Annotated in this window: 24 protein-coding genes; 15 read left to right on the forward strand and 9 right to left on the reverse strand. The window is 70.0% G+C overall.

Annotation, left to right across the window (positions count from 1 at the left end):
- Nucleotides 1-65: 65 nt before the first annotated feature.
- From AB0I03_RS16685 to pdxS, 3 genes are all read left to right on the forward strand, one after another.
- The gene (locus AB0I03_RS16685) at nt 66-500 is read left to right on the forward strand and encodes an SPW repeat protein (RefSeq protein ID WP_360413227.1); all 435 of its coding nucleotides are present in this window, start codon (nt 66-68) and stop codon (nt 498-500) included.
- 68 nt (nt 501-568) lie between these two features.
- Complete coding sequence (locus AB0I03_RS16690) at nt 569-1,048, forward strand: hypothetical protein (RefSeq protein WP_360413230.1); 480 nt, start codon at nt 569-571, stop codon at nt 1,046-1,048.
- A 131-nt stretch (nt 1,049-1,179) separates the two neighbouring features.
- Nucleotides 1,180-2,100 (forward strand): pyridoxal 5'-phosphate synthase lyase subunit PdxS, encoded by a 921-nt coding sequence (pdxS, locus tag AB0I03_RS16695; protein WP_360413233.1) that lies wholly within the window; start codon nt 1,180-1,182, stop codon nt 2,098-2,100.
- Between the two features lie 59 nt (nt 2,101-2,159).
- Here pdxS and AB0I03_RS16700 read toward each other — a convergent pair whose 3' ends face one another.
- On the reverse strand, nt 2,160-2,591 hold the full coding sequence (locus AB0I03_RS16700; protein WP_360413236.1) for an SSI family serine proteinase inhibitor: 432 nt from the start codon (nt 2,589-2,591) through the stop codon (nt 2,160-2,162).
- Nucleotides 2,592-2,706: 115 nt separating this feature from the next.
- On the opposite strand from AB0I03_RS16700, the gene AB0I03_RS16705 reads away from it, so the two are divergent.
- Entirely contained in the window at nt 2,707-3,006 is a 300-nt protein-coding gene (locus AB0I03_RS16705) for a hypothetical protein (RefSeq protein ID WP_360413239.1), read from the forward strand.
- Here the strand turns inward: AB0I03_RS16705 and AB0I03_RS16710 are convergent.
- Together AB0I03_RS16710 and AB0I03_RS16715 are read right to left on the reverse strand one after the other, a co-directional pair.
- Nucleotides 3,003-3,563, reverse strand: a complete 561-nt coding sequence (locus AB0I03_RS16710) for a hypothetical protein (protein ID WP_360413242.1) — start codon at nt 3,561-3,563, stop codon at nt 3,003-3,005. The genes AB0I03_RS16705 and AB0I03_RS16710 overlap by 4 nt on opposite strands.
- 49 nt (nt 3,564-3,612) lie before the next feature.
- Nucleotides 3,613-4,044: a hypothetical protein gene (locus AB0I03_RS16715; RefSeq protein WP_360413245.1), complete on the reverse strand. Its 432-nt coding sequence runs from the start codon at nt 4,042-4,044 to the stop codon at nt 3,613-3,615.
- A 160-nt stretch (nt 4,045-4,204) separates the two neighbouring features.
- Here AB0I03_RS16715 and pdxT point away from each other — a divergent pair, with 160 nt between their 5' ends.
- The gene (gene pdxT / locus AB0I03_RS16720; protein WP_360413248.1) at nt 4,205-4,843 is read left to right on the forward strand and encodes a pyridoxal 5'-phosphate synthase glutaminase subunit PdxT; all 639 of its coding nucleotides are present in this window, start codon (nt 4,205-4,207) and stop codon (nt 4,841-4,843) included.
- A 20-nt stretch (nt 4,844-4,863) separates the two neighbouring features.
- Nucleotides 4,864-5,625 (forward strand): YebC/PmpR family DNA-binding transcriptional regulator, encoded by a 762-nt coding sequence (locus AB0I03_RS16725; protein ID WP_360413251.1) that lies wholly within the window; start codon nt 4,864-4,866, stop codon nt 5,623-5,625.
- A gap of 56 nt (nt 5,626-5,681) precedes the next feature.
- Here AB0I03_RS16725 and AB0I03_RS16730 read toward each other — a convergent pair whose 3' ends face one another.
- A complete protein-coding gene (locus tag AB0I03_RS16730) occupies nt 5,682-6,932 on the reverse strand; it encodes a multidrug effflux MFS transporter (protein ID WP_360413254.1) in 1,251 nt (416 codons plus the stop codon).
- A gap of 272 nt (nt 6,933-7,204) precedes the next feature.
- Here AB0I03_RS16730 and ruvC point away from each other — a divergent pair, with 272 nt between their 5' ends.
- The 6 genes from ruvC to secF all read left to right on the forward strand — a co-directional run bounded on the left by ruvC (nt 7,205) and on the right by secF (nt 13,077).
- Entirely contained in the window at nt 7,205-7,723 is a 519-nt protein-coding gene (gene ruvC, locus AB0I03_RS16735; RefSeq protein ID WP_360413257.1) for a crossover junction endodeoxyribonuclease RuvC, read from the forward strand.
- Nucleotides 7,720-8,319 carry a Holliday junction branch migration protein RuvA gene (gene ruvA, locus AB0I03_RS16740; protein ID WP_360413260.1) on the forward strand — a complete coding sequence of 200 codons (600 nt, stop codon included), beginning with the start codon at nt 7,720-7,722 and terminating at the stop codon, nt 8,317-8,319. Before ruvC ends, ruvA begins: the two co-directional genes overlap by 4 nt.
- A gap of 3 nt (nt 8,320-8,322) precedes the next feature.
- Nucleotides 8,323-9,384 carry a Holliday junction branch migration DNA helicase RuvB gene (gene ruvB, locus AB0I03_RS16745; RefSeq protein ID WP_360413263.1) on the forward strand — a complete coding sequence of 354 codons (1,062 nt, stop codon included), beginning with the start codon at nt 8,323-8,325 and terminating at the stop codon, nt 9,382-9,384.
- Nucleotides 9,385-9,479: 95 nt separating this feature from the next.
- Nucleotides 9,480-9,902 (forward strand): preprotein translocase subunit YajC, encoded by a 423-nt coding sequence (yajC, locus tag AB0I03_RS16750; protein WP_360413266.1) that lies wholly within the window; start codon nt 9,480-9,482, stop codon nt 9,900-9,902.
- A 157-nt stretch (nt 9,903-10,059) separates the two neighbouring features.
- On the forward strand, nt 10,060-11,889 hold the full coding sequence (gene secD / locus AB0I03_RS16755; protein ID WP_360413269.1) for a protein translocase subunit SecD: 1,830 nt from the start codon (nt 10,060-10,062) through the stop codon (nt 11,887-11,889).
- Nucleotides 11,890-11,898: 9 nt separating this feature from the next.
- Nucleotides 11,899-13,077 (forward strand): protein translocase subunit SecF, encoded by a 1,179-nt coding sequence (gene secF, locus AB0I03_RS16760; protein ID WP_360413272.1) that lies wholly within the window; start codon nt 11,899-11,901, stop codon nt 13,075-13,077.
- Nucleotides 13,078-13,188: 111 nt separating this feature from the next.
- Here the strand turns inward: secF and AB0I03_RS16765 are convergent, their stop codons facing one another.
- On the reverse strand, nt 13,189-13,386 hold the full coding sequence (locus tag AB0I03_RS16765; protein ID WP_360413275.1) for a YtxH domain-containing protein: 198 nt from the start codon (nt 13,384-13,386) through the stop codon (nt 13,189-13,191).
- Between the two features lie 142 nt (nt 13,387-13,528).
- Between AB0I03_RS16765 and AB0I03_RS16770 the strand changes: the two genes are divergently transcribed.
- Entirely contained in the window at nt 13,529-14,743 is a 1,215-nt protein-coding gene (locus AB0I03_RS16770; RefSeq protein WP_360413278.1) for an FAD-dependent monooxygenase, read from the forward strand.
- Here the strand turns inward: AB0I03_RS16770 and AB0I03_RS16775 are convergent.
- The 4 genes from AB0I03_RS16775 to AB0I03_RS16790 form a co-directional block, all read right to left on the reverse strand.
- Complete coding sequence (locus AB0I03_RS16775; RefSeq protein WP_360413281.1) at nt 14,740-15,222, reverse strand: hypothetical protein; 483 nt, start codon at nt 15,220-15,222, stop codon at nt 14,740-14,742. The two genes, AB0I03_RS16770 and AB0I03_RS16775, sit on opposite strands and share 4 nt — an antisense overlap.
- A gap of 66 nt (nt 15,223-15,288) precedes the next feature.
- Nucleotides 15,289-17,637, reverse strand: a complete 2,349-nt coding sequence (locus AB0I03_RS16780; protein WP_360413284.1) for a bifunctional (p)ppGpp synthetase/guanosine-3',5'-bis(diphosphate) 3'-pyrophosphohydrolase — start codon at nt 17,635-17,637, stop codon at nt 15,289-15,291.
- A gap of 128 nt (nt 17,638-17,765) precedes the next feature.
- A complete protein-coding gene (locus tag AB0I03_RS16785; RefSeq protein ID WP_360413287.1) occupies nt 17,766-18,686 on the reverse strand; it encodes a peptidylprolyl isomerase in 921 nt (306 codons plus the stop codon).
- Nucleotides 18,687-18,719: 33 nt separating this feature from the next.
- Nucleotides 18,720-19,037: a hypothetical protein gene (locus AB0I03_RS16790; protein WP_360413290.1), complete on the reverse strand. Its 318-nt coding sequence runs from the start codon at nt 19,035-19,037 to the stop codon at nt 18,720-18,722.
- Nucleotides 19,038-19,199: 162 nt separating this feature from the next.
- Here AB0I03_RS16790 and AB0I03_RS16795 point away from each other — a divergent pair, with 162 nt between their 5' ends.
- Together AB0I03_RS16795 and hisS are read left to right on the forward strand one after the other, a co-directional pair.
- Complete coding sequence (locus AB0I03_RS16795) at nt 19,200-19,874, forward strand: MBL fold metallo-hydrolase (RefSeq protein WP_360413293.1); 675 nt, start codon at nt 19,200-19,202, stop codon at nt 19,872-19,874.
- 68 nt (nt 19,875-19,942) lie between these two features.
- Nucleotides 19,943-21,271 carry a histidine--tRNA ligase gene (hisS, locus tag AB0I03_RS16800; protein WP_360413296.1) on the forward strand — a complete coding sequence of 443 codons (1,329 nt, stop codon included), beginning with the start codon at nt 19,943-19,945 and terminating at the stop codon, nt 21,269-21,271.
- Nucleotides 21,272-21,291 lie beyond the last annotated feature (20 nt).

The raw sequence follows: 21,291 nt of genomic DNA on the forward strand, positions 1-21,291 counted from the left end.
ACCGCACGCGCGCGGACCGCACGGAGGGCAGTTCGATGGCCGAAATCTCTCACCGGGGCGAATCGATGACAGCGCACCCGGACGTCCACGAGATGCGGGCCCGGTACGACAAGATGCTCAGCCGGAGGGACGTGGCGTTCATCGACGCCCCCGTCTTCCTCGTCGGCCTGTACTGCATCATCTCCCCATGGGTGGTCGGATTCTCGGCCGCGCAGGCGGACTTCGCGACGCACAACCTGATCATGGGCATCGCGATCGGCCTGCTCGCGCTCGGATTCACCGTGGCCCCCGAGCGCATGTACGGCATGAGCTGGGGCCTGTGCGCCATCGGCGTCTGGCTCGCCGTCTCGCCGTGGGTCCTCATCACCGACCCGGGGACGAGTCTCGCCTGGAACAACATCATCGTCGGCGCCCTGACCTTCCTCCTCGGCCTCATGGCCGCCTGGCAGGTCCGCGGCACCCGCGAGACGACGACCCCGCCGGCAGGGGCCGAGATGTAAGCACCGAACCCGCACACCGCCCGCCACCGGAACACCGGTGGTGGGCGCTCCACCGTAAGATCAGCCCGATGTGGTGGTTGGCGGTGCTCGTGGCGATCGTGGCCGTCGTCGGCGCGTACGCGACGTGGACGGTCACCCGCGTCGAACGCCTGCACCGCCGCGCCCACGCCGCCGAAGGCGCCCTCCTCGCCAAGCTCGACGACCGCGCCGAGACCGTCCTCAAGTTCGTCGGCAACCCCGGCTTCGAAGAGGTCGTCGCCCTCGCCCTCTCCGTCGTCGCCGTCCCCGCCGACACCCAGCGCCAGCGCGAACTGCGCGAGTACGCCGAGAACGACCTCACCCGCGCCCTGCGCGAACTCGCCGCGAACCCCCTCTGGTCCGACGACCTCGAGGCCGCCAACCGCCGCGTCGCCCTCGCCCGCCAGATCCACACCGACTTCGTGCGCGACGCCGTCGCCTCGCGCTCCCTCCCGATGTCCGTCGTGCTCCGCCTGCACCACCGCCTGCCCCGCCCGGAGTACTGGGACATCGAGGACCCGGTGCACTGAGACGCCCCGATCACCCCCTTTGTATCAACAGGCTTGTGAGGCGGGTCGCGGCGTAGAATCGGCCAGGTCAGCACCCCTTATGGCGAAGCGTGCGAGCCATACATTTGCCCAGCAGTTGGCGACTACCTCAGATGGAGCCGGGAACCGTGTCACAGACCCAGAAGACCGAGGCCGAGATCGGGACCGCCCGCGTCAAGCGCGGCATGGCCGACATGCTCAAGGGCGGCGTCATCATGGACGTCGTCACCCCCGAGCAGGCCCGGATCGCCGAGGACGCCGGGGCCGTCGCGGTCATGGCGCTCGAGCGCGTCCCCGCCGACATCCGCCGCGAAGGCGGCGTCTCGCGCATGTCCGACCCCGACATGATCGACGGCATCATCGAGGCCGTCTCGATCCCCGTCATGGCCAAGGCCCGCATCGGCCACTTCACCGAAGCGGCCGTCCTGGAGTCCCTCGGCGTCGACTACGTGGACGAGTCCGAGGTCCTCACCCCCGCCGACGAGGCCAACCACATCGACAAGTGGCAGTACAACGTGCCGTTCGTGTGCGGCGCGACCAACCTCGGCGAGGCCCTGCGCCGCATCTCCGAGGGCGCGGCGATGATCCGCTCCAAGGGCGAGGCCGGCACCGGCAACGTCGTCGAGGCCACCCGCCACATGCGACAGATCCGCCAGGACATCGGCCGCCTCACCACCCTCGACTCCACCGAGCTGTACGCCGCCGCGAAGGAACTGCGCGCCCCGTACGAGCTCGTCGCCGAAGTGGCCCGGCTCGGCAAGCTCCCGGTGGTGCTCTTCACCGCCGGCGGCATCGCCACCCCGGCCGACGCCGCCATGATGATGCAGCTCGGCGCCGAAGGCGTGTTCGTCGGCTCCGGCATCTTCAAGTCCGGCGACCCGGCCAAGCGCGCCGCCGCCATCGTCAAGGCCACCGCCTTCCACGACGACCCGAAGGTCATCGCCGAGGTATCCCGCGGCCTGGGCGAGGCCATGGTCGGCATCAACGTCGACACCCTCGCCGAGGACCAGAAGCTCGCCAAGCGCGGCTGGTAAGTCCCGAATGCGAAAGGGGGCCCGGGCGTCATCGCCCGGGCCCCTTGTCGTCGGTCCGATCAGAAGTCGAGCAGGCTGCCGCCGGTGGCGAAGACCGCCTCGCAGTGGTTGCTGTACTGCTTCATGAAGAACTGGCCTTCGCCGTGCCAGTGCCCGGTCACGAGCACGCGCACCGGCGCGTACTCCTTGGTGCACATGCCGTCGGCGGGCGCGATCGCGCCGATCTGCCCGCGCGCCTCCTTGAGCTGGCCGCACACGGCGGCCGCGTTCGGGTGCTCGCTCCACTCCTGCGGGCACGACAGGGTGATCGAGTCGGTCCTGCCGTCGCCGGCGGTAACGCTGATGTCGAACGTGCTGTGCGGGCCGGAACCGTCGCCGATGCCGGGATCGACCGGGATCGGCTCGTACGGCTGGAACGCCGCTTGGGCCGGAACCGAACCAGCGGCGACGAATGCGGCGGCCGCGAAGGCGCCGACGATGAGCTTTCTCATGGCCCGATCCTAAGGAGCGGGACGCACCCGAGCGCGCTTCGACACTCCGCACCGGAGAGTGAGGGCCTGTCCCGGCCGCGCCCGGATCCGCGGCGCAGGCCCTAGGCTAGGAGCCATGGACGCAAGCGACCTCGACCGGTACTCGACCTCCGACCTCCAGCACCGCGCGTTCGCGCTGGCGCGCGAGCGCCGCGACTGGCGGTTCTTCATCGACCTGTTCCGGCACACCCCGACCGCGCTCGAAGCCGAGGACCTCGACCCGGACGTGTCCGAGATCGGGGTGGCGATCGACGACCTGCTGAGCATGTGGCGGGAGGGCACGAAGGGCGACTGGGGCTCGGCCGAACCGCTCGCGCGGGCGGCCTTCATCGACTACATCCAGCGGCACGGCGGCGAGGACGGGCCGACCGGCTAGTCCTCGGCGCCGCGCTTGGCGGACTTGTCCAGCCAGTGGCGGATGTCGCTGGAGAAGAGCCACCAGAGGGCGAGCACGGAGGCGAACACCCACGGCGCGACGATGATCCCGACGCCGGGGGACATGAGCATGCCGATGACGAAGAGGACCGCGGTGGCGGCGACCGCCGACCAGCGGACCACCTTGAGGCGGGACTTGAACCGGATCGCGGACAGGGCGGCGACGATCGCGGTGATGATCGTGATGCCCGCGATCGTCATGTACACGGCCAGATATTCGGTCGACTGGAAGTAGTCGAAGTCCCCCTGGGGCGTGCCGCTCGGGCTCAGGAAGTCGGGGTTCTCGTGCATCTCCTCGACCTCGGCCAGGCTCGCGGAGCGGGTGCTGATCGCGGCCATCGCCAGGAAGTTGCCGGCGAGCACGGCAGACGCCACCTGCACCCACATCGCGATCTGCAGCCGCAGGAGCTTCTTGCGGGGCATCTCGTCCTCGCCCTGCTCGTCCTTGGCGGGCTCTATCGGGCCCTTGTCGCGGCCGAAGTTCGGTTGCGGAAGCATTATGTGGCCTTTCAGCGGTGGCGGCTGGGTCGCCCGCCGGAGCGGCGTCCTAGTGGTTGAACCAGCGTCGGGCGAAGCGTTCGGTAAGCGTTCCCATGATCGTAATCGGCACGATGACGAGGCCGATGCACAGCGCCCAGTAGAGCCCGCCGGTGAACAGCAGCCAGGCGAGGCCGACGACCGCGGCGGCCTGCACGAGCAGGATCAGGATCCACAGGATGCGCCACTGGAAGTGCAGCAGGGCGATGGCGAGGACCAGGAACAGCGCGAGGCCGCCGAGGCCCACCGCGGCGCGGTAGACGTCGTGCACGGCCGCCGGGGGCACGAAGTCGTTCGCCTTGTGGTGCAGGAGCACGATGAGGCCGCCGGTGACGAGGGCGATCAGTGCTTCGATCCACATGGTGTTGCGTCCGGCCCGGACGGCACGGGGCATCGGGTTGCGCTTCGAGGTCTTGGCCATCTTGTTCTTACTCCCGGGCATGAAGGGGTGCGTCACGTTCGATCGCAGACTTTAACGGATCGTCGCCTGTCGGCCGAGTTCAGGCCGCTTTCGGTCACAGGGACGATCTGCAGGTAGGCACCGGAGGGAACCCGAATTACGCTTGTGGCGCCCGTAGACGCGAGACTTTTGGAGTTCTCTGATGACCGCTGTGCCCCAGATCGGTGTGCTCGCCCTGCAAGGCGACGTCGTCGACCACATGCGCGCGCTCGAGGCCGCCGGGGCCCGCGCTGTGCCGGTGCGCCGCGCCTCCGAGCTGGACGACGTGGCGGGCCTGGTGATCCCCGGCGGGGAGTCGACCACGATGAGCAAGCTCCTGGAGATCTTCGACCTGTTCGAGCCCGTCAAGAAGCGCCTCGACTCGGGGCTGCCGGTGTTCGGGTCGTGCGCGGGCATGATCATGCTCGCCGACGAGGTGCTCGACGGCCGCCCCGACCAGCGCTCCTTCGGCGCGATCCCGATGACGGTGCGCCGCAACGCGTTCGGCCGCCAAGTGGACTCGTTCGAGACGGAGATCGCGATCGAGGGCATCGCGGGCGACCCGTTCCGGGCGGTGTTCATCCGCGCCCCGTGGGTCGAGCGGGTCGGCGAGGGCGTCGAGGTCCTGGCCCGAGTGGACAGCGGTGCAGGGCCCGGTGGGGAGCAGGGCGGTAGGATCGTCGCCGTACGTGCGGGCGCCTGCCTGGCCACCTCCTTCCACCCGGAGGTGACTTCCGACGCGCGGGTGCACGAGTACTTCGTGGATATGGTCCGAGGCGCAGACGCCGGACCGGTCGAGTAGTAGGAACGAGGAACGCCGGTATGAGTGGCCACTCCAAGTGGGCGACGACCAAGCACAAGAAGGCCGCGATCGACGCCAAGCGGGGCAAGATCTTCGCGAAGCTCATCAAGAACATCGAGGTCGCGGCGCGCACCGGCGGTCCTGACCCGACCGGCAACCCGACGCTCTTCGACGCGATCCAGAAGGCCAAGAAGAGCTCGGTCCCCAACGACAACATCGACCGCGCGGTAAAGCGCGGCGGCGGCCTCGACGGCGGCGGCGTCGACTACGAGACCCTCATGTACGAGGGCTACGCACCGGGCGGGGTGGCGGTGCTCATCGAGTGCCTCACCGACAACCGCAACCGCGCCGCGGCCGAGGTCCGCGTGGCGCTGACGCGCAACGGCGGCTCCCTCGGCGAGGCGGGCTCGGTCGGCTACATGTTCTCCCGCAAGGGCACGATCATCGTCTCGCCCGACGAGAAGCTCACCGAGGACGACATCCTCATGGCGGTCCTCGACGCGGGCGCCGAAGAGGTCAACGACCTCGGCGAAGGCGGCTTCGAGGTGCTGTGCGAGCCCACCGACCTGGTCGCGGTGCGCACCGCGCTCCAGGAGGCCGGGATCGACTACGACTCGGCCGAGGCCGGCTTCCAGGCCTCCATGCACATCGCGGTCGACGTCGAGGGCGCCCGCAAGGTGCTCCGCGTGGTCGACGCCCTGGAGGACTCCGACGAGGTCCAGAACGTGTGGACCAACGCGGACATCAGCGACGAGGTCTTCGCGCAGCTCGACGCGGAGTAGCGCAGACGTGGAACGGGGCCCGGAGCGGATGCTCCGGGCCCCGTTCGCCTTGCCGTCTAAGCGATGCCGGGGACCGGGTTCTTGCGGTAGACCACGATCGTCCACGCCACCGCGGCGGCCGTCGCCAGTGCGTACACGCCGATGCCCAGCGTCATGCTCGCGAGCGTCACGCCGCCGACCGTGGCCAGCGCCGGCAGGACCCCGCCGGCCGCCATCTGGAGCGAGCCCATGAACGCGGAGGCGGTGCCGGCGATCTGCGGCGGCTGCGAGGACATCGCCGCGGCGCCCGCGTTCGGGAAGACCACGCCGCAGCCGAACATCATGAGGATGATCCCGGCCGGGACCGTCCACAGGTTCTCGGCGCCCGCGAACTGCACGCCCGCGAGCCAGGCGACGCCGGCCAGCGAGACGACCATGCCCGCGATCATGCGGCTGCTCGACTTGGAGCGGTCGATCAGGAGCATGTTGAGCTGGTTGCCGGCCAGGAGCGCGAGCGTGCCGAAGGCGAACAGCAGCGAGAAGAAGCCGGGGGAGGCCCCGAGCTCCTCCTGCGAGATGAAGCTGAACGTCGACACGTAGGTGAACAGCATCGAGAAGTTCATCAGGACCGCGATCGTCGGCGCGATGAAGTGGGCGTCGCGGACCAGCGTCACCAGGGCCGAGCCGAACTCGCGGCCGGTCATCGTGCGGCGGTCCTCCGCGGGCAGGCTCTCGGGGAGGAACTTCCACACCAGGAACGTCGACAGGGCGGACAGGACCGCCATGAACACGAACACGGTCTGCCAGGGGCCGAAGCGGATGAGCTGAGCGCCGACGATCGGGCCGAGCATCGGCGCGAGCATGGTGACGAACATCATCTTCGCCGTGAACCGGGTCATGTCGTCCCCGGAGAAGTGGTCGCGGATGACGGCGCGGGCCACGACCACGCCGGCCGCGCCGGAGAGGCCCTGGAGGAAGCGGAGGCCGACGAGCAGGTCGGCGCTGGTCGCCACCGCGCACAGCAGCGACGCGAGCGTGAAGACCGACATGCCGATGAGCAGCGGCTTGCGCCGTCCGAACCGGTCCGAGAGCGGGCCGATCACGGCCTGGCCGAGGCCCATGCCGATCATCATCGAGGTGAGGGTGAGCTGGATGCGGCTCTCGGGGGAGCCGAGGGCGTCGGCCATGGCCGGGAACGCGGGGAGGTAGAGGTCGATCGCGATCGGCGCGGTCGCCGAGAGCGCGCCGAGGACGAACACCATCGTGGCGATGAAGCGTCGTGAGTGTCCGGTCGCGGCGACGGGCGGCATGAAGGCAGCAGCAGACACAGTGATCCCAACAGGTTCGCAGAGCGGAGAAGGACAGCAGGGGAGCCGGGATCGCGCTCCGCACTGCTCGCCGATGGGAGGCGGGCGCGACCGGTCCGGCCTCATAACAGCCAAGCACGTTACTAGCCGACCGGCAAGTGGTTTATGGGCAAGGCCACCGGTCTGATTTCCGACTGCGCGCGATCGGTCGGCGGCGCCCCTGCGGACGTGCTTGGGACCGAACGTCGGTACGGCCGGATAAGCTGACGCGAACCGAGCGACAGGAGGAACGCGTGCGCGTCATGGGGATCGACCCGGGCCTGACCCGGTGCGGCGTCGGCATCGTCGACGGCCGCCCCGGAGCACCCGGCACCATGATCGCCGTCGGCGTCGTCCGCACCGATCCTGAAGCGCCCCTTGCCGAACGGCTCCTCGCACTCGACGACGGCCTCCGTGCCTACCTCGAAGAGCACCAGCCCGAGGCCGTGGCCGTCGAACGCGTCTTCAGCCAGCACAATGTGGCCAGTGTCATCGGCACCGCGCAGGCCTCCGGCATCGCGCTCCTCGCCGGCGCCCGCCTCGCCCTGCCCACCGCGACCTACACGCCGTCCGAAGTGAAGTCCGCGGTGTGCGGCAGCGGCACCGCCGACAAGCGCCAGGTCACCAGCATGGTCACCCGCATCCTGCGCCTCAAGGAGGCGCCCCGGCCCGCCGACGCGGCCGACGCCCTCGCCATCGCCATCTGCCACCTGTGGCGCGGCGGCGTCAAGGCCCGGATCGCCGCGGCCGTCAAGAAGGAGAGCGCCCGATGATCGCCCAGCTCACCGGCACCATCGCCTCCGTCAGCGAGTCCTACGCCGTAGTCGACGTGCAAGGCGTCGGCTACGCCGTCCACGCCGGCGCCCACACCCTCGCCAACCTCAAGGTCGGCTCGCAGGCCGTCCTCGCCATCTCCACCATCGTCCGCGAGGACTCGATCACCTTGCACGGCTTCAACACCGCCGAGGAACGCGACCTGTTCGAGCTGCTCCAGAACGCCCAGAAGATCGGCCCGCGCATCGCCCGCGACGCCGTCGAAGTGCTCCGGCCCGACGCGATCCGCCGCGCGATCGCCACCGGCGACACCGCGACCCTCACCCGCATCCCCGGCGTGGGCCAGAAGAGCGCCGAGCGCATCGTCCTCGACCTCGCCGACAAGATCGGCCCCGTCGACCTCGGCGGCGTCCCCAAGCAGTCCGGCAGCCGCCCCGGCGGCTGGAGAACCCAAGTCAGCCAAGGCCTCCAGGCCCTCGGCTGGTCCGCCAAGGAGGCCGAGACCGCCATCGAGAAGCTCGACGCCGAAGGCGCGGACGGCACCGACATGCCCTCGCTCCTCAAGCAGGCCATCCGCCTCCTCGGGAAGCGATAGGCGATGGAACGACCGGACGACTACTCCGCAGAGGAATGGACCGCGGCCCTCACCGCCGCCGAGGCCACCGAGCTCGACCGCCTCGCCGAAGAGGGCATCCGCCCCGGCAAGCTCGACGACGTCATCGGCCAGACCCGCGTCCGCGAGCAGATCAGCCTCCTCCTCGAAGGCGCCCGCCGCCGCGGCGCCTCACCGGACCACCTCCTGCTCTCGGGCCCGCCCGGCCTCGGCAAGACCACCCTCGCCATGATCGTCGCCGCCGAACTCGGCGTCGGCATGCGCCAGACCTCCGGCCCGGCCATCGAGCGCTCCGGCGACCTCGCCGCGATCCTCACCAGCCTCGGCCCGAACGAAGTGCTCTTCATCGACGAGATCCACCGCATCGCCCGGCCCGCCGAAGAACTCCTCTACACCGCCATGGAGGACTTCCGCGTCGACGTCATCGTCGGCAAGGGCCCCGGCGCGACCGCCATCCCGCTCGAACTCGAGCCGTTCACCCTCGTCGGCGCCACCACCCGCGCCGGGCTCCTCACCGGGCCGCTGCGCGACCGCTTCGGCTTCCTCGGCCAGCTCGAGTTCTACAACGACGCCGAACTCGAAGCGATCGTCACCCGCTCCGCCGGGATCCTCGACGTGGCCATCGACCCCGCCGGGGCCGTCGAGATCGCCGGCCGCTCCCGCGGCACCCCCCGCATCGCCAACCGCCTCCTGCGGCGCGTCCGCGACTTCGCCCAGGTGCGCGCCGACGGCGTCATCACCGCCAAGGTCGCCGCCGACGCGCTCGCCCTCTACGACGTCGACGAGCTCGGCCTCGACCGCCTCGACCGCGCCGTGCTCCGCGCCCTCTGCGGCACCTTCAACGGCGGCCCCGTCGGCCTGACGACCATCGCCGTCGCCGTGGGGGAGCAGCCCGACACCGTCGAAGAGGTCTGCGAGCCGTTCCTCGTGCGCGCCGGACTCCTCGCCCGCACCCCTCGGGGCCGCGTCGCCACCGCCGCCGCCTGGCACCACCTGGGACTCAACCCCCCGAGCGCCGAAGGGCTCTTCGGATCAGGCGACGCGTAGGGTGGGCCACGGGGACAGGCCGTCACGCCCATCGGGATAGACTCCGCCCACGTCACCTACCGAAACAGTGACCGAACGCGACGAAAGGCTCCACCGTGGAGAATTACACCTTCCTCATCATGATCGTCGGCTTCATCGCGCTGATGTACTTCGTGATGATCCGCCCGCAGAAGAAGCGGCAGAAGGAACAGCAGGACATGCAGTCCAACGTCGCCCCCGGCGCCCGCGTCATGACCATCGGCGGCCTCTACGGCACCGTCGTCGACTCCGACGACGAGACCGTCACCCTCGAAGCCAGCGACGACAACTTCCTGGTCTTCGCCCGCCAGGCCATCGCCAAGGTCATCACCCCCGCCGAGACCGCCGAGACCACCGAAGAGGCCCCCGCCGAGGAGATCGCCGAAGCGGACGCCACCCTCTCTGACGAGGACCTCGACAAGCTCCGCGCGACCGACGAGGCCACCGGCGAGGACGACAAGGACAAGCACGCGGGCAAGCCCGACCGCAAGGAGTACTAGGCCCCACCCCCGGGCCCTGCACCGCCTTTGAGGCACCCGTCCTAGAATGAGGCCCGCCGAGGGTACGTGTGCGAGAGCACAGCCGCGGCGCGCTCCCCGCGCGCCGGCGGCGTCCTCGCGCCCGCCCCTATTCGAGTTCTGAGGAAGAGACCGACCATTGGCTTCAGTAACGGGCGCTGACCGCCCACGGAAGAAGATCCAGCGCAAGCGCCTGCCAGTCGCCCCCTACTTCGTGGCGCTGTTCCTGGTGCTCGCGATCCTGTGGGTCGCCGCGCTGGCGGGCTCCGGATGGAAGTTCCCCACGCCGAAGCTCGGTCTCGACCTGCAAGGCGGCCTGTCGATGACGCTGTCGGCCTACCAGCAGGGGAGCGATGAGCCCCCTTCGCCGGAGACGATGGAGCAGGCCCGCCAGATCATCGAGGGCCGCGTCAACTCCACCGGCGTCTCCGAGCCCGAGGTGTACGTCGAGGGCGCCGAGAACATCGTCGTGAACGTCGCCGGCGACGACATCGACGAGCAGGCCCTGCGCGACGTCGGCGCCCCCGCCGAGCTCCGGTTCCGCATCGTCACCAACTCCGTCGCCGACACCTCCGCGCTCGAAGAGCAGCTCACCGAGGAGACCCCGACCGAGGAGCCCACCGACGGCGCCACTGAGGAGCCCACCGCCGAGACCACCGAGACGCCCGCCGAGGACGCCTCCGCGACGCCCAGCGAGGACGCCACCAGCGAAGCCGGTTCGGGCCAGGCGCCCACCACCGACGAGGTGGCCACCTCGCTCGAGGAGGTGCTGGCCAAGGTCGGCCCCGACGCGGCCGCGGCCGCGCAGGCGCTCACCGCCGCCCCCGACGAGGCCACCAGCGCCATCCTGGAGCCCTTCGGCGCGCTCGAGCCCGAAGAGGTCGCCTTCCTGCCGGCGGAGGCCCAGTTCTACATCCCGCAGATCACCTGCGAGACCCTCGACTCGCGTCCGCCCGGCTCGGTCCAGAAGGCCGAGGACCCGGTCACCGCGTGCTCGGCTCCCGAGGCCGCCGCCGCCGACGACCCGTCGCTGACCTTCCAGTACAAGTACCTGCTGCAGCCCGCGACCGTGCTCGGCTCGGACGTCACCTCCGCCGACGTCGGCACCGACCAGGCGAACCTCAACCAGTTCGTGGTCAACGTGCAGTTCTCCACCGCAGGCGCCGAGAAGTGGAGCGCCCTCACCACCCAGAACCTGCAGTCGCAGGTCGCGATCGTCCTCGACAACGAGGTCGTCAGCGCCCCGACCATCCAGGAGGTCTCGTCGAACTCGACGCAGATCTCCGGCGACTTCACGGCGGCCGAGGCCAACCAGCTGGCCGACCAGCTCAACTTCGGCTCGCTGCCCACGAACTTCGTGGTCGAGACCGTCAACGAGGTCACCGCGACCCTCGGCGTCGACCAGCTCGAGGCCGGCGTGTTCGCGATGGCCATCGGTCTGCTCCTGGTCGTCGTCTTCTGCTTCGCCTACTACCGCGTGATCGGGTTCGTCGTCCTCGGCAGCCTCGTCGTCGCGGCCGCGATCCTGTATCCGACCGTGGCGCTCCTGGGCTCCCAGATCGGGTTCACCATGACCCTCGCGGGCATCGCGGGCTTCGTGCTCGCGGTCGGCATCACCGCCGACTCGTTCGTCGTCTACTTCGAACGGATCAAGGAGGAGATGGCCGGAGGCCGGTCCGTGCGCTCGGCCGTGCCGCGCGCCTGGGTCCGCTCGCGGCGCACCATCCTCTCCGCCAGCGCCGTCTCGATGATCTCCGCCGTGGTCCTGTACATCCTGGCCATCGGCCCGGTCCGGGGCTTCGCCTTCACGCTCGGCCTGTCCACGCTCGTCGACCTCCTGGTCGTGTTCGTGTTCACCCACCCGATCGCCGAATGGCTGGCCCGCGGCAGGATCCTCAGCAACCACCACCTCTCGGGGCTCCACTCCAAAGCGACCCCGGCCACCGCCGATGCGGCCGCGAAGGCATAGGGAGATCCGATGAGCAACAAGCAGACCGAGCGCGGCGAGAAGCGCCTCAACGTCTTCAGCCGGCTGTACCGCGGCGAGACGGACTTCCAGTTCGTCGCGCACCGCAAGAAGTTCTACATCGCCTCCGCCGTGGTCATCGCGGCCCTCGCGGTCGTCATGCTCACCAAGGGCTTCGTCCTCGGCATCGACTTCGCCGGCGGCGTCCAGTACAACGTCCCCGCCGGTGAGACCTCCGCGTCCCTCGAGGACGTGGAGGGCGCGGCCGCCTCCGCCGGGGCCGACGTGGCCTCCGGCCAGGTCGTGGGTTCGGGCGAGGACCAGTCCTACATCGTCCGCATCGGGGAGCTCTCCACCGACGAGGCCGCCTCCATCCGCGACGCCATCGCGGCCGAGGCCGGGATCGGCGCCGACGCCATCTCGGTCTCCGAGGTCTCGGCGACCTGGGGCGAGTCGGTCTCGCGGCAGGCCCTGATCGCCCTCGCGGTCTTCCTGGTCCTGGTGGCGGCGTTCATCTGGATCCGGTTCGAGCGGCGCATGGCCATCGCGGCCATCGCGGCGCTGCTCCACGACCTGGTGCTGACCGCGGGCGTCTACGCCCTGGTCGGCTTCGAGATCACGCCGTCGACCATCGTCGGCATGCTGACGATCCTCGGCTACTCGCTGTACGACACGGTGGTGGTGTTCGACAAGGTCCAGGAGAACACGGCGCAGCTGCTCCAAACGCGGAGCAAGACCTTCGCCGAGGGCGTCAACGACGCGATCAACCAGACGCTCATGCGTTCGATCAACACGTCCATCATCGGTGTCCTGCCGGTGGCGGCCCTGCTGTTCGTCGGCGTGGGCCTCCTCGGCGTCGGCACGCTGAAGGACCTGGCGCTGGTGCTGTTCGTCGGCATGCTCGTGGGCGCCTACTCCTCGATCTTCCTGGCCGCGCCCTGGGTGGTCGACATGGCCGAGCGCGGCGCCGTGGTGCGCCGCCACAACCAGAAGGTCGCCAGCAAGCGCGCCGGGACCGACGACGAGAAGCCCGCCCGCAAGGCCGCGAAGCCCGACGAGGACGACGACCGGCTCGTGCTCGCCAAGAGCGACGACCTCCCGCTGGAGCTGCTGGAGGAGCCTGAGAAGGCTTCGAGCGGCTCGGGCGGGGGCAACCGCTCCGGCGGCGCGAAGAAGCGCAAGCGCCGCTGAGGCTGCACAGCACACGAATCGGCGGGCGGACCTGGTAGGTCCGCCCGCCGATTCGCGCTGGTGGCTCTTCGTGAACCGGCGGCGCGAGGCCGCGTGCGTCAGGGCCCGCCCTTACTCGGGGCGGTCGCCCTTCATCTTGCCGCGCATGCCTTGCGCCTTCTCTTTCGCCTTGTCGGCGTATTCGTCCATCTTATCGCCCATGGGCGATTCCTTGGCCTTGTTGTACAGATCCTCGGCCTTGTCTTTCATGTCGTCCTTGTTCTCCGAGAGCTTGTCCTTGGCTTCGTTGAACTTGTCCTGCATCCCCACGATGAACCCCTCCTGTGTGAGTCGGTTTCACTATAGGGGCGGTTGAGGCGGCTCGCCGGGATTCGCGATACATCCCAGGTCGATGCCCGAACGCTACCGGAGGATGACGCGGCGCGGGCCGCATGCGCCGTACGGTCGGCCCATGAACGACATGGAACGCACCGGGCGGGCCCGCACCGCGATCGTCATCGGCGGCGGCGTGGCCGGTCCCGTGGCCGCGCTGGCCCTGCTCAAGGCCGGTATCGAAGCCACCGTGTTCGAGGCTCACCATCCCGGGTCGGGCTCGCGCGGAGGGCCCCTCACACTCGCCTCCAACGGCCTGAGCGCCCTGCGCGTGGTCGGCGCGGACCAGGTCCTGGCCGGGGAGGGCATCCCCACGCCTCGGATGACGATCCACTCCGGGTCGGGCAAGGTCCTCGGCACGATCGAGTCGGCCCCCGGCCTCCCGGCCAACACGACCCTGCCGCGCGGGCGGATGTCCGAACTGCTGCAAGCGCACGCGGCGGCGGCCGGGATTCCGTTCGTGCACGGCAAGCGGTTCGTGGACGCCGTGGACACCGGGCGCAGCGTCATCGCCCAGTTCGACGACCACACCACCCACGAGGCGGACCTCCTGATCGGCTGCGACGGCATCCGCTCGACGGTGCGGGGGCTCATCGACCCCGCCTCGCCGAAGCCGCGCTACACGGGCCTCATCGGCCTGGGCGGGTTCGACGACGCGCCGCTCGGCGTCAGCGACACCGGAGGGTCGTTCCACATGGTCTTCGGCCGCAGGGCGTTCTTCGGGCACGTGTCGGACGGCGAGCGCGTCGGCTGGTTCGCGAACCTGCCGTACAAGTCCTTCACCCGGGAGCGGTTGCAGGGCACCACCTTCGAAGAGTGGATCGCGTTGATGCGCGCGCTGTTCGCGGACGACCGGAGCGCGGCGCTCCGGATCCTCGACCATGTGACGCCCGAGGCGTTCATCCCGGCGTCGCCCCTTGAGGACCTGCCGCACGTGCCGGTCTGGTCGAAGGGCCGGATGGTGCTCATCGGCGACGCCGCGCACGCCACCTCGCCCTCCTCGGGCCAGGGCGCGAGCCTCGCGGCCGAATCGGCGGTGGAGTTGGCGCGGTGCCTGCGCGACCTGCCCGTGCCGCAGGCGTTCGCGGCCTACGAGCGGGCCCGCAGGGGCCGGGTGGAGCGGGTCATCGCTGCGGCGGCGCGCACGAACCAGTCGAAGGCCGCCGGTCCGGTCGCGGCCCGCTTCAGGGACGCGCTCATGCCGTTCTTCATGGCGCGCTTCACGACTCCGGAGAAGACGGCGTGGCAGTACGGCCACACCATCGACTGGGACGAGCCGGTGCCCGCGCGCTAGCGGCCGAGCGCCTGCGCGAGCTGCTCGAGGAAGACCCGCTCGCCTTCGGAGATCGCGACCTTCTTGCTGAAGAAGCCGCCCTCCTTGGTCTTCACGGACTCGGCGATCACGGTGGCGATCCGCAGGAGCCAGTCGGCGTACGCCTCGGCGTCGTCCGCGTCGGCCCGCTCCCGCAGGAGCGCGGTGGCGTCCTCGGCCTGCTTGAGCGCCTGGGTCATCGCCTCGTCGTCGAACGGCAGCTCGCGGTCGTCCTCGGCGGGGTCGGTGCCGCGTTCGCGCAGCTTGGTGGCGACGGCCTTCACGAAGGCGTTCTCGTGGCGCTGCGCGGCACGGAACTCCTTGGCGCCGGCGGTCACCTCTTTGAGGAACACGAGGGCGTTCTTGTGGCCGTCGGCGACGATCGCGCCCTTCATGACCACGCCCGGGGTGTCGAGGAGCAGGTCGAGGTCGTCACCGGCGAAGGCCGAGAGCTCTGTCATGTCAACGCTTTCCGTTGGGGTCGATACGTGAACGGCCTCAACCTACCGCTCGGTCCCGAAGCGCGCTCAGGAGCGTTCGGAGCCGGTGAGGCGGTACGCGTCGTACACGCCGTCGACCTTGCGGATCACCTTGATGATGTGGTCGAGGTGCTCCGGGTTGGCCATCTCGAACGTGAAGCGCGACAAGGCGACCCGGTCGCGCGTCGTGGTCACCGTGGCCGAGAGGATCGAGACCCGCTCGCCCGAGAGGACCTGCGAGACGTCCGCGAGCAGCCGGTGCCGGTCGAGCGCCTCGACCTGCACGGTCGCGACGAACGTCGCCTGGTCGTCCTCATGGGACCAGTGCACCTCGAGCACCCGGTCGGGCTGCAGCTCGATGCGCTCCTCGGCGTTCTCGCAGTCCCTGCGGTGCACGGAGATCACGTGGTAGCGGGTGGCGAAGCCGATGATCGGGTCGCCCGGGATCGGGTTGCAGCAGTGGGCGAGGCGCACCGGCATCTCGCCCTCCTCCATGCCCGCCACGGTGACGGCGGCGTGGATGTCGCCGTGCGCCTCGGGCACGATCCGGGCCGGCTGCGTGGGCGCGGTGGCCTCGGCCATGTCCTCGGCGGCGCCCTCGGCCCCGCCCTGGACGTCCAGGAGCCGCTGCACGACCTGCGTGGGCGAGACGTGGTGCTCGCCCAGGGCCGCGTACAGCGCCTCGACGTCCTTGAGGTTGAGGTCCTTCGCGAGCGACGTGAGGTTGTCGTGGGTGAGCATGCGCTGCAGCGGGAGCCGGCGCTTGCGCATGGCCCGCGTCAGCTCGTCCTTGCCCAGCTCGATCGCCTCTTCGCGGCGCTCGCGCTTGAAGTGCTGCTTGATCTTGGTGCGGGCGCGCGGGCTCTTGACGAAGCCCAGCCAGTCCTCGCTCGGGGAGGCGTTCTCGGAGTTCGAGGTGAAGACCTCGACCACGTCGCCGTTCGACAGGGTCGACTCCAGCGGCACGATCTTGCCGTTGACCTGCGCGCCGATGCAGCGGTTGCCGACCTCGGTGTGCACGGCGTACGCGAAGTCGACCGGGGTCGAGCCCGCCGGGAGGGCGACCACGTCGCCCTTGGGCGTGAACACGTACGCCTCGGAGGAGGCCAGGTCGAAGCGGAGCGCGTCCAGGAACTCGGACGGGTCGGCGGCCTCGCGCTGCCAGTCCAGGAGCTGGCGCAGCCAGGCCATGTCGTCGATGTGCGCCGGGGGACCGGCCACAGTGGAGTTCTTGGTCTCCTTGTACTTCCAGTGCGCGGCGATGCCGTACTCGGCGGTGCGGTGCATCGCCCACGTGCGGATCTGGATCTCCACGGGCTTGCCGTTCGGACCGATCACCGTGGTGTGCAGCGACTGGTACATGTTGAACTTCGGCATCGCGATGTAGTCCTTGAAGCGTCCCGGCACCGGCTGCCAGTTCGCGTGGATCACACCGAGGGCCGCGTAGCAGTCCCGTTCGCTCTCGACGAGGATGCGCAGGCCCACCAGGTCGTAGATGTCGTTGAAGTCGCGGCCGCGAACGATCATCTTCTGGTAGATCGAGTACAGGTGCTTCGGCCTGCCCGAGACCTCGGCCTTGATGCGCGAGTTCTTCAGGTGGTCCTTGACCTGCGCGATGACCTGCTGCAGCAGCATCTCCCGCTGCGGGGAGTGCTCCGAGACCAGGCGCGCGATCTCGGAGTACCGCTTCTTGTACAGCGTCGCGAAGGAGAGGTCCTCCAGCTCCCACTTGATGGTGTTCATGCCCAGGCGGTGGGCGAGCGGGGCGAGGATCTCGAGCGTCTCGCGGGCCTTCTGCTCCTGCTTCTCGGGCGGCAGGAACGTCAGGGTCCGCATGTTGTGCAGGCGGTCGGCGAGCTTGATGACGAGCACCCGCGGGTCCTTGGCCATCGCCACGACCATCTTGCGGATCGTCTCGGCCTTCGCCGCGTCGCCGAGCTTCACCTTGTCGAGCTTGGTGACGCCGTCGACGAGCAGCGCGACCTCGCCGCCGAACTCCTCCGACAGCTCCTCGAGCCGGTAGTCGGTGTCCTCCACCGTGTCGTGCAGCAGCGCGGCCACCAGCGTGTTCGTGTCCATGCCCAGTTCGGCCAGGATCGAGGACACCGCGAGCGGGTGCGTGATGTACGGGTCGCCGGACTTGCGGAACTGCCCGTTGTGCAGCTCCTCGGCCCGCGTGTACGCCTGCTGGAGCAGCCGCACGTCGGCGCGCGGGTGCGCGGCCCGGTGGGCGGCCACCAGCGGCTCGAGGACCTCGGGGAGCTGCGCGGACTGCCAGGGCGCGTTGAAGCGCGCCAGCCGGGCCCGCATCCGCCGCCCGGTCGGGGGCCCGATCGGGCCGCCCGAGGTGGGCGCGGCGTCAGCGGACTTGCCGGACGCGGCTCGCTCGGTCACCACGCACGCCTCCTCGGTGTCAGCACGGTTCGACGACTTCGCAAATGATCAACAAAGCCTCGAGCTCCATCCTAGCCGCGCCGGGTGGTGTGATCGGCCGCCGATGCCCGGAGTGAGACCCGCCCGGCGTGCTACATGCCCGGAACGGTCACCTCCATGGCGCCGGCGGCGGCCACCTGCTCGACGATGTCGAGGCCGGCGGTCACCTGGCCCAGGATGGTGTAGTCGGCCGGAAGCTGCGTGTCCTTGTACACGATGAAGAACTGGCTGCCCGTGGTGCCGGGGCCGGCGTTCGCCATCGCGATGGTCCCGGCCGGGTAGTTGCCCGCGGCCTCGACCGGCAGGTTCTCCTCACCGTACGAGTAGCCCGGGGAGCCCTGGCCCGCCATCTCGGGGGTGCCGGCCTCGATCGCGGCGCGCGCGTCGGGGTCGCCGCACTGGAGGACCCAGATGCCGTCGATGACCAGGCGGTGGCACTGCTGGCCGTCGAAGTACCCCGCCTGGGCGAGGTGCGTGAAGGACCCGGCGGTGCACGGGGCTTCCGCGGTGTCGATGTCAGCGGTGATCGTGCCCAGGTTGGTCACGATCGTCATCTCCTGCTTGCCCGCGGCGGGCTCGGTCCCCGCCGGGGTCGGGCTGGTGCCGTCCGCCGAGGTGTACATGCAGTCCTCGGTCGCGGAGCCGTCGGGCGTGCTCATCTGCACGCACTCGAGGTAGACGTCCTGGGCGGGCTGCCCGTCCGTGACGCCCTCAGTGGGGGTGCCCAGGGCTCCCTCACCGCTGGGCTCGACGCCGGCGCAGCGGGTCGAGGCGGCCTCGGCGTCGTCCAGGAGCGCCGCGATGTCGGCGTCGGGCGAACCGCCGCCGTCGTTGCCGTCACCGCCGAACACGGCGACGGCGCCCCAGGCGGCCAGCGCCAGGGCGACGAGGGCGGCCACGCCGCCGACGCTCCACGCGACGGTCCGCCTGCGGGCCTCTTCCTCGGCCTTGACGGACATGCGCTGCTGCAACTGCTGGCGGGCGGCCAGGCGCTGGGCTTGTTTCGACGCCACCGTCGATCTCCTTCGTCGCGCGTACGGGGGTACTTACTCGGTCGTTTCGGAGGGGCTCTCGGAAGGGGCTTCGGACGGCTCGGTGCTCGCGGTCGGGTCCACCGACGCGCTCGGGTCGACCGGGGCGTCGGTGACCTCGGAGGTGGGGGTCTCCTCGGCCGCGGGCTCCTCGTCCTCGAAGAACCCCGACTGCCACAGGTAGGCGAGGGTCAGCACCGCGGCGATCGCGAGGAGTCCGCCCAGCGCCTGCAACTGCCGGCGGCGGCGCAGCTTGGTCGCGAGGCGCGCGTTCTTCTTCGCGTTCGCGATGCGCTGCTTGCGCTGCTCCATGTGCTTGGACTTGGCGGGCACCTGGCCTCCTACGTATGACCGGTCTCGGCGATGCCTGCGAACCGTAAGTACGCACACCGCCCGTTTCAGGGGTTACGAGTTCCGCAGTTTAGCCGGGTCACGTCAGACGCGTCACCGCAGGATGCCCGGTGTATCCTGACCCGGCGAAGGGAGGGGGAGCGGTTGCTCATCGAGACGCTGGTGGCGGATGCGTTCGGCACGAACTGCTATGTGCTGTCGGCCGGTCCCGGATCCGAGTGCGTGGTCGTCGACCCCGGCATCGGCATCGCGCCCCGCCTGGAGGACCTGCTGGCCGAGCGCGGCCTCAAGCCCGTCGCCGTGGTCCTCACCCACGGGCACCTCGACCACACCTTCTCCGTGACCCCGGTGTGCGGCGCGAGCGACATCCCCGCCTACATCCACACCGCGGACCGCCACCTCCTCGCCGACCCCGCCCAGGGCTTCAGCGCCAACATGATGTCGCTCGTGGGCACCGGCCTCGAATGGACCGAACCCGACGACGTGCAGGCCCTCGCCGACGGCGGCGTCTTCGACCTCGCCGGGATGCGCTTCACCGTCGACCACGCCCCCGGCCACACCGCCGGCTCGGCCATGTTCCACACCGGCGACGACGAAGGCCGCTACACGATCACCGGCGACGTCCTCTTCCGCGGCGCGATCGGCCGCACCGACCTGCCCGGCGGCAGCGACGCGGCCATGCAGCAGACCCTGCGCGACAAGGTCCTCCCGCTCGACGACACGACGATCGTCCTCCCCGGGCACGGCCCCAGCACCACCATCGCGGCCGAACGCGCCCGCAACCCGTACCTCAAGCGCGCGGCGCAGCTCGACCATTAGCCGCGCCCTCGCGCGCGCATTCCGCTCCACTGAACAACGCCTTCACCGGACAACGCTAGGAGACCGCCATGTCACGACCCCAGCCGCTCTCGGGGTTCCCCGAACTGCTGCCCCGGCAGCGGATCGTCGAGCAGCAGGTCGTCGACCACCTCCGCCGCGCCTTCGAACTCCACGGCTTCGCCAACCTCCAGACCCGCGCCGTCGAACCCATGGACCAGCTGCTGCGCAAGGGCGAGACCTCCAAAGAGGTGTACGTGCTGCGCCGCCTCCAGGCCGACGACACCGCGACCACCGGCGACGACGCACTCGGCCTGCACTTCGACCTGACGGTGCCCTTCGCCCGCTACGTCCTGGAGAACGCCGGGAAGCTCAACTTCCCGTTCCGCCGCTACCAGATCCAGCCGGTCTGGCGCGGCGAGCGCCCCCAGAGCGGGCGCTACCGCGAGTTCTGGCAGGCCGACATCGACATCGTCGACCTCGGCGAACTGCCCGCGCACTACGAGGTCGAGGTCGCCCTCGTCGTCGCCGACGCGCTTCGCGGGCTGCCGCTGCCGAAGCTGCGCATGCACGTCAACAACCGCAAGCTCTCCCAGGGCTTCTACCAGGGCCTCGGCATCAGCGACACCGAAGAGGCGCTGCGGATCATCGACAAGCTCGACAAGATCGGGCACGACGCGGTCGCCAAGCTCCTCATCGACACCGTTGACGCGACCCCCGAGCAGGCCGAGGCCTGCCTCAAGCTCGCCTCGATCAGCACCGCGGACACCTCGTTCGTGGAGGAGATCCGCGCGATGGGCGTCAGCGACCCGCTCCTCGAAGAGGGCCTGACCGAACTCGCCGCCGTCGTCTCGGCCGTCGCCGCGGAGGCCCCCGGCTTCGTCGTCGCGGACATGAAGATCGCACGCGGCCTCGACTACTACACGGGCACCGTGTACGAGGTCTTCATCGAAGGCCAGGAGCACCTCGGCTCGGTCTGCTCGGGCGGGCGCTACGACAAGCTCGCCTCCGACGGCAAGCACACCTATCCCGGTGTGGGCCTTTCCATCGGCGTCTCGCGCCTGCTGGTCCCGCTGCTCCAGACCGGCGCGCTCGACGCGACCCGCGAGGTGCCCACCTGCGTCCTGGTCGCGCTGGCCAACGAGGACGAGCGCCCCGCCGCGAACGCGCTGGCCCAGCGCCTGCGCGCCCGCGGCGTCCCGACCCAGGTCTCGCCCTCGGCCGCGAAGTTCGGCAAGCAGATCAAGTTCGCCGACAAGCGCGGCATCCCGTTCGTGCTCTTCAGGAACGAGGAGGGCACCCAGATCAAGGACATCCGCTCGGGCGAGCAGACCACTGTGGACGTCGACACCTGGGAGCCCCCGGCCGAGGACCTCCACCCGCGCATCGTTTCCGCCTAGCGAGTGACGACGAGGCCGTG

Source organism: Glycomyces sp. NPDC021274, from assembly GCF_040641195.1.
GTDB lineage: Bacteria > Actinomycetota > Actinomycetes > Mycobacteriales > Micromonosporaceae > Glycomyces.

Excerpts from the sequence above, each read along its gene's own strand:
- AB0I03_RS16685 (WP_360413227.1), top strand. The coding sequence starts at position 66 with ATGACAGCGCACCCGGACGTCCACGAGATGCGGGCCCGGTACGACAAG.
- AB0I03_RS16690 (WP_360413230.1), top strand. The coding sequence starts at position 569 with ATGTGGTGGTTGGCGGTGCTCGTGGCGATCGTGGCCGTCGTCGGCGCG.
- pdxS (WP_360413233.1), top strand. The coding sequence starts at position 1,180 with ATGGAGCCGGGAACCGTGTCACAGACCCAGAAGACCGAGGCCGAGATC.
- AB0I03_RS16700 (WP_360413236.1), bottom strand. The coding sequence starts at position 2,591 with ATGAGAAAGCTCATCGTCGGCGCCTTCGCGGCCGCCGCATTCGTCGCC.
- AB0I03_RS16705 (WP_360413239.1), top strand. The coding sequence starts at position 2,707 with ATGGACGCAAGCGACCTCGACCGGTACTCGACCTCCGACCTCCAGCAC.
- AB0I03_RS16710 (WP_360413242.1), bottom strand. The coding sequence starts at position 3,563 with ATGCTTCCGCAACCGAACTTCGGCCGCGACAAGGGCCCGATAGAGCCC.
- AB0I03_RS16715 (WP_360413245.1), bottom strand. The coding sequence starts at position 4,044 with ATGCCCGGGAGTAAGAACAAGATGGCCAAGACCTCGAAGCGCAACCCG.
- pdxT (WP_360413248.1), top strand. The coding sequence starts at position 4,205 with ATGACCGCTGTGCCCCAGATCGGTGTGCTCGCCCTGCAAGGCGACGTC.
- AB0I03_RS16725 (WP_360413251.1), top strand. The coding sequence starts at position 4,864 with ATGAGTGGCCACTCCAAGTGGGCGACGACCAAGCACAAGAAGGCCGCG.
- ruvA (WP_360413260.1), top strand. The coding sequence starts at position 7,720 with ATGATCGCCCAGCTCACCGGCACCATCGCCTCCGTCAGCGAGTCCTAC.
- ruvB (WP_360413263.1), top strand. The coding sequence starts at position 8,323 with ATGGAACGACCGGACGACTACTCCGCAGAGGAATGGACCGCGGCCCTC.
- secF (WP_360413272.1), top strand. The coding sequence starts at position 11,899 with ATGAGCAACAAGCAGACCGAGCGCGGCGAGAAGCGCCTCAACGTCTTC.
- AB0I03_RS16770 (WP_360413278.1), top strand. The coding sequence starts at position 13,529 with ATGAACGACATGGAACGCACCGGGCGGGCCCGCACCGCGATCGTCATC.
- AB0I03_RS16775 (WP_360413281.1), bottom strand. The coding sequence starts at position 15,222 with ATGACAGAGCTCTCGGCCTTCGCCGGTGACGACCTCGACCTGCTCCTC.
- hisS (WP_360413296.1), top strand. The coding sequence starts at position 19,943 with ATGTCACGACCCCAGCCGCTCTCGGGGTTCCCCGAACTGCTGCCCCGG.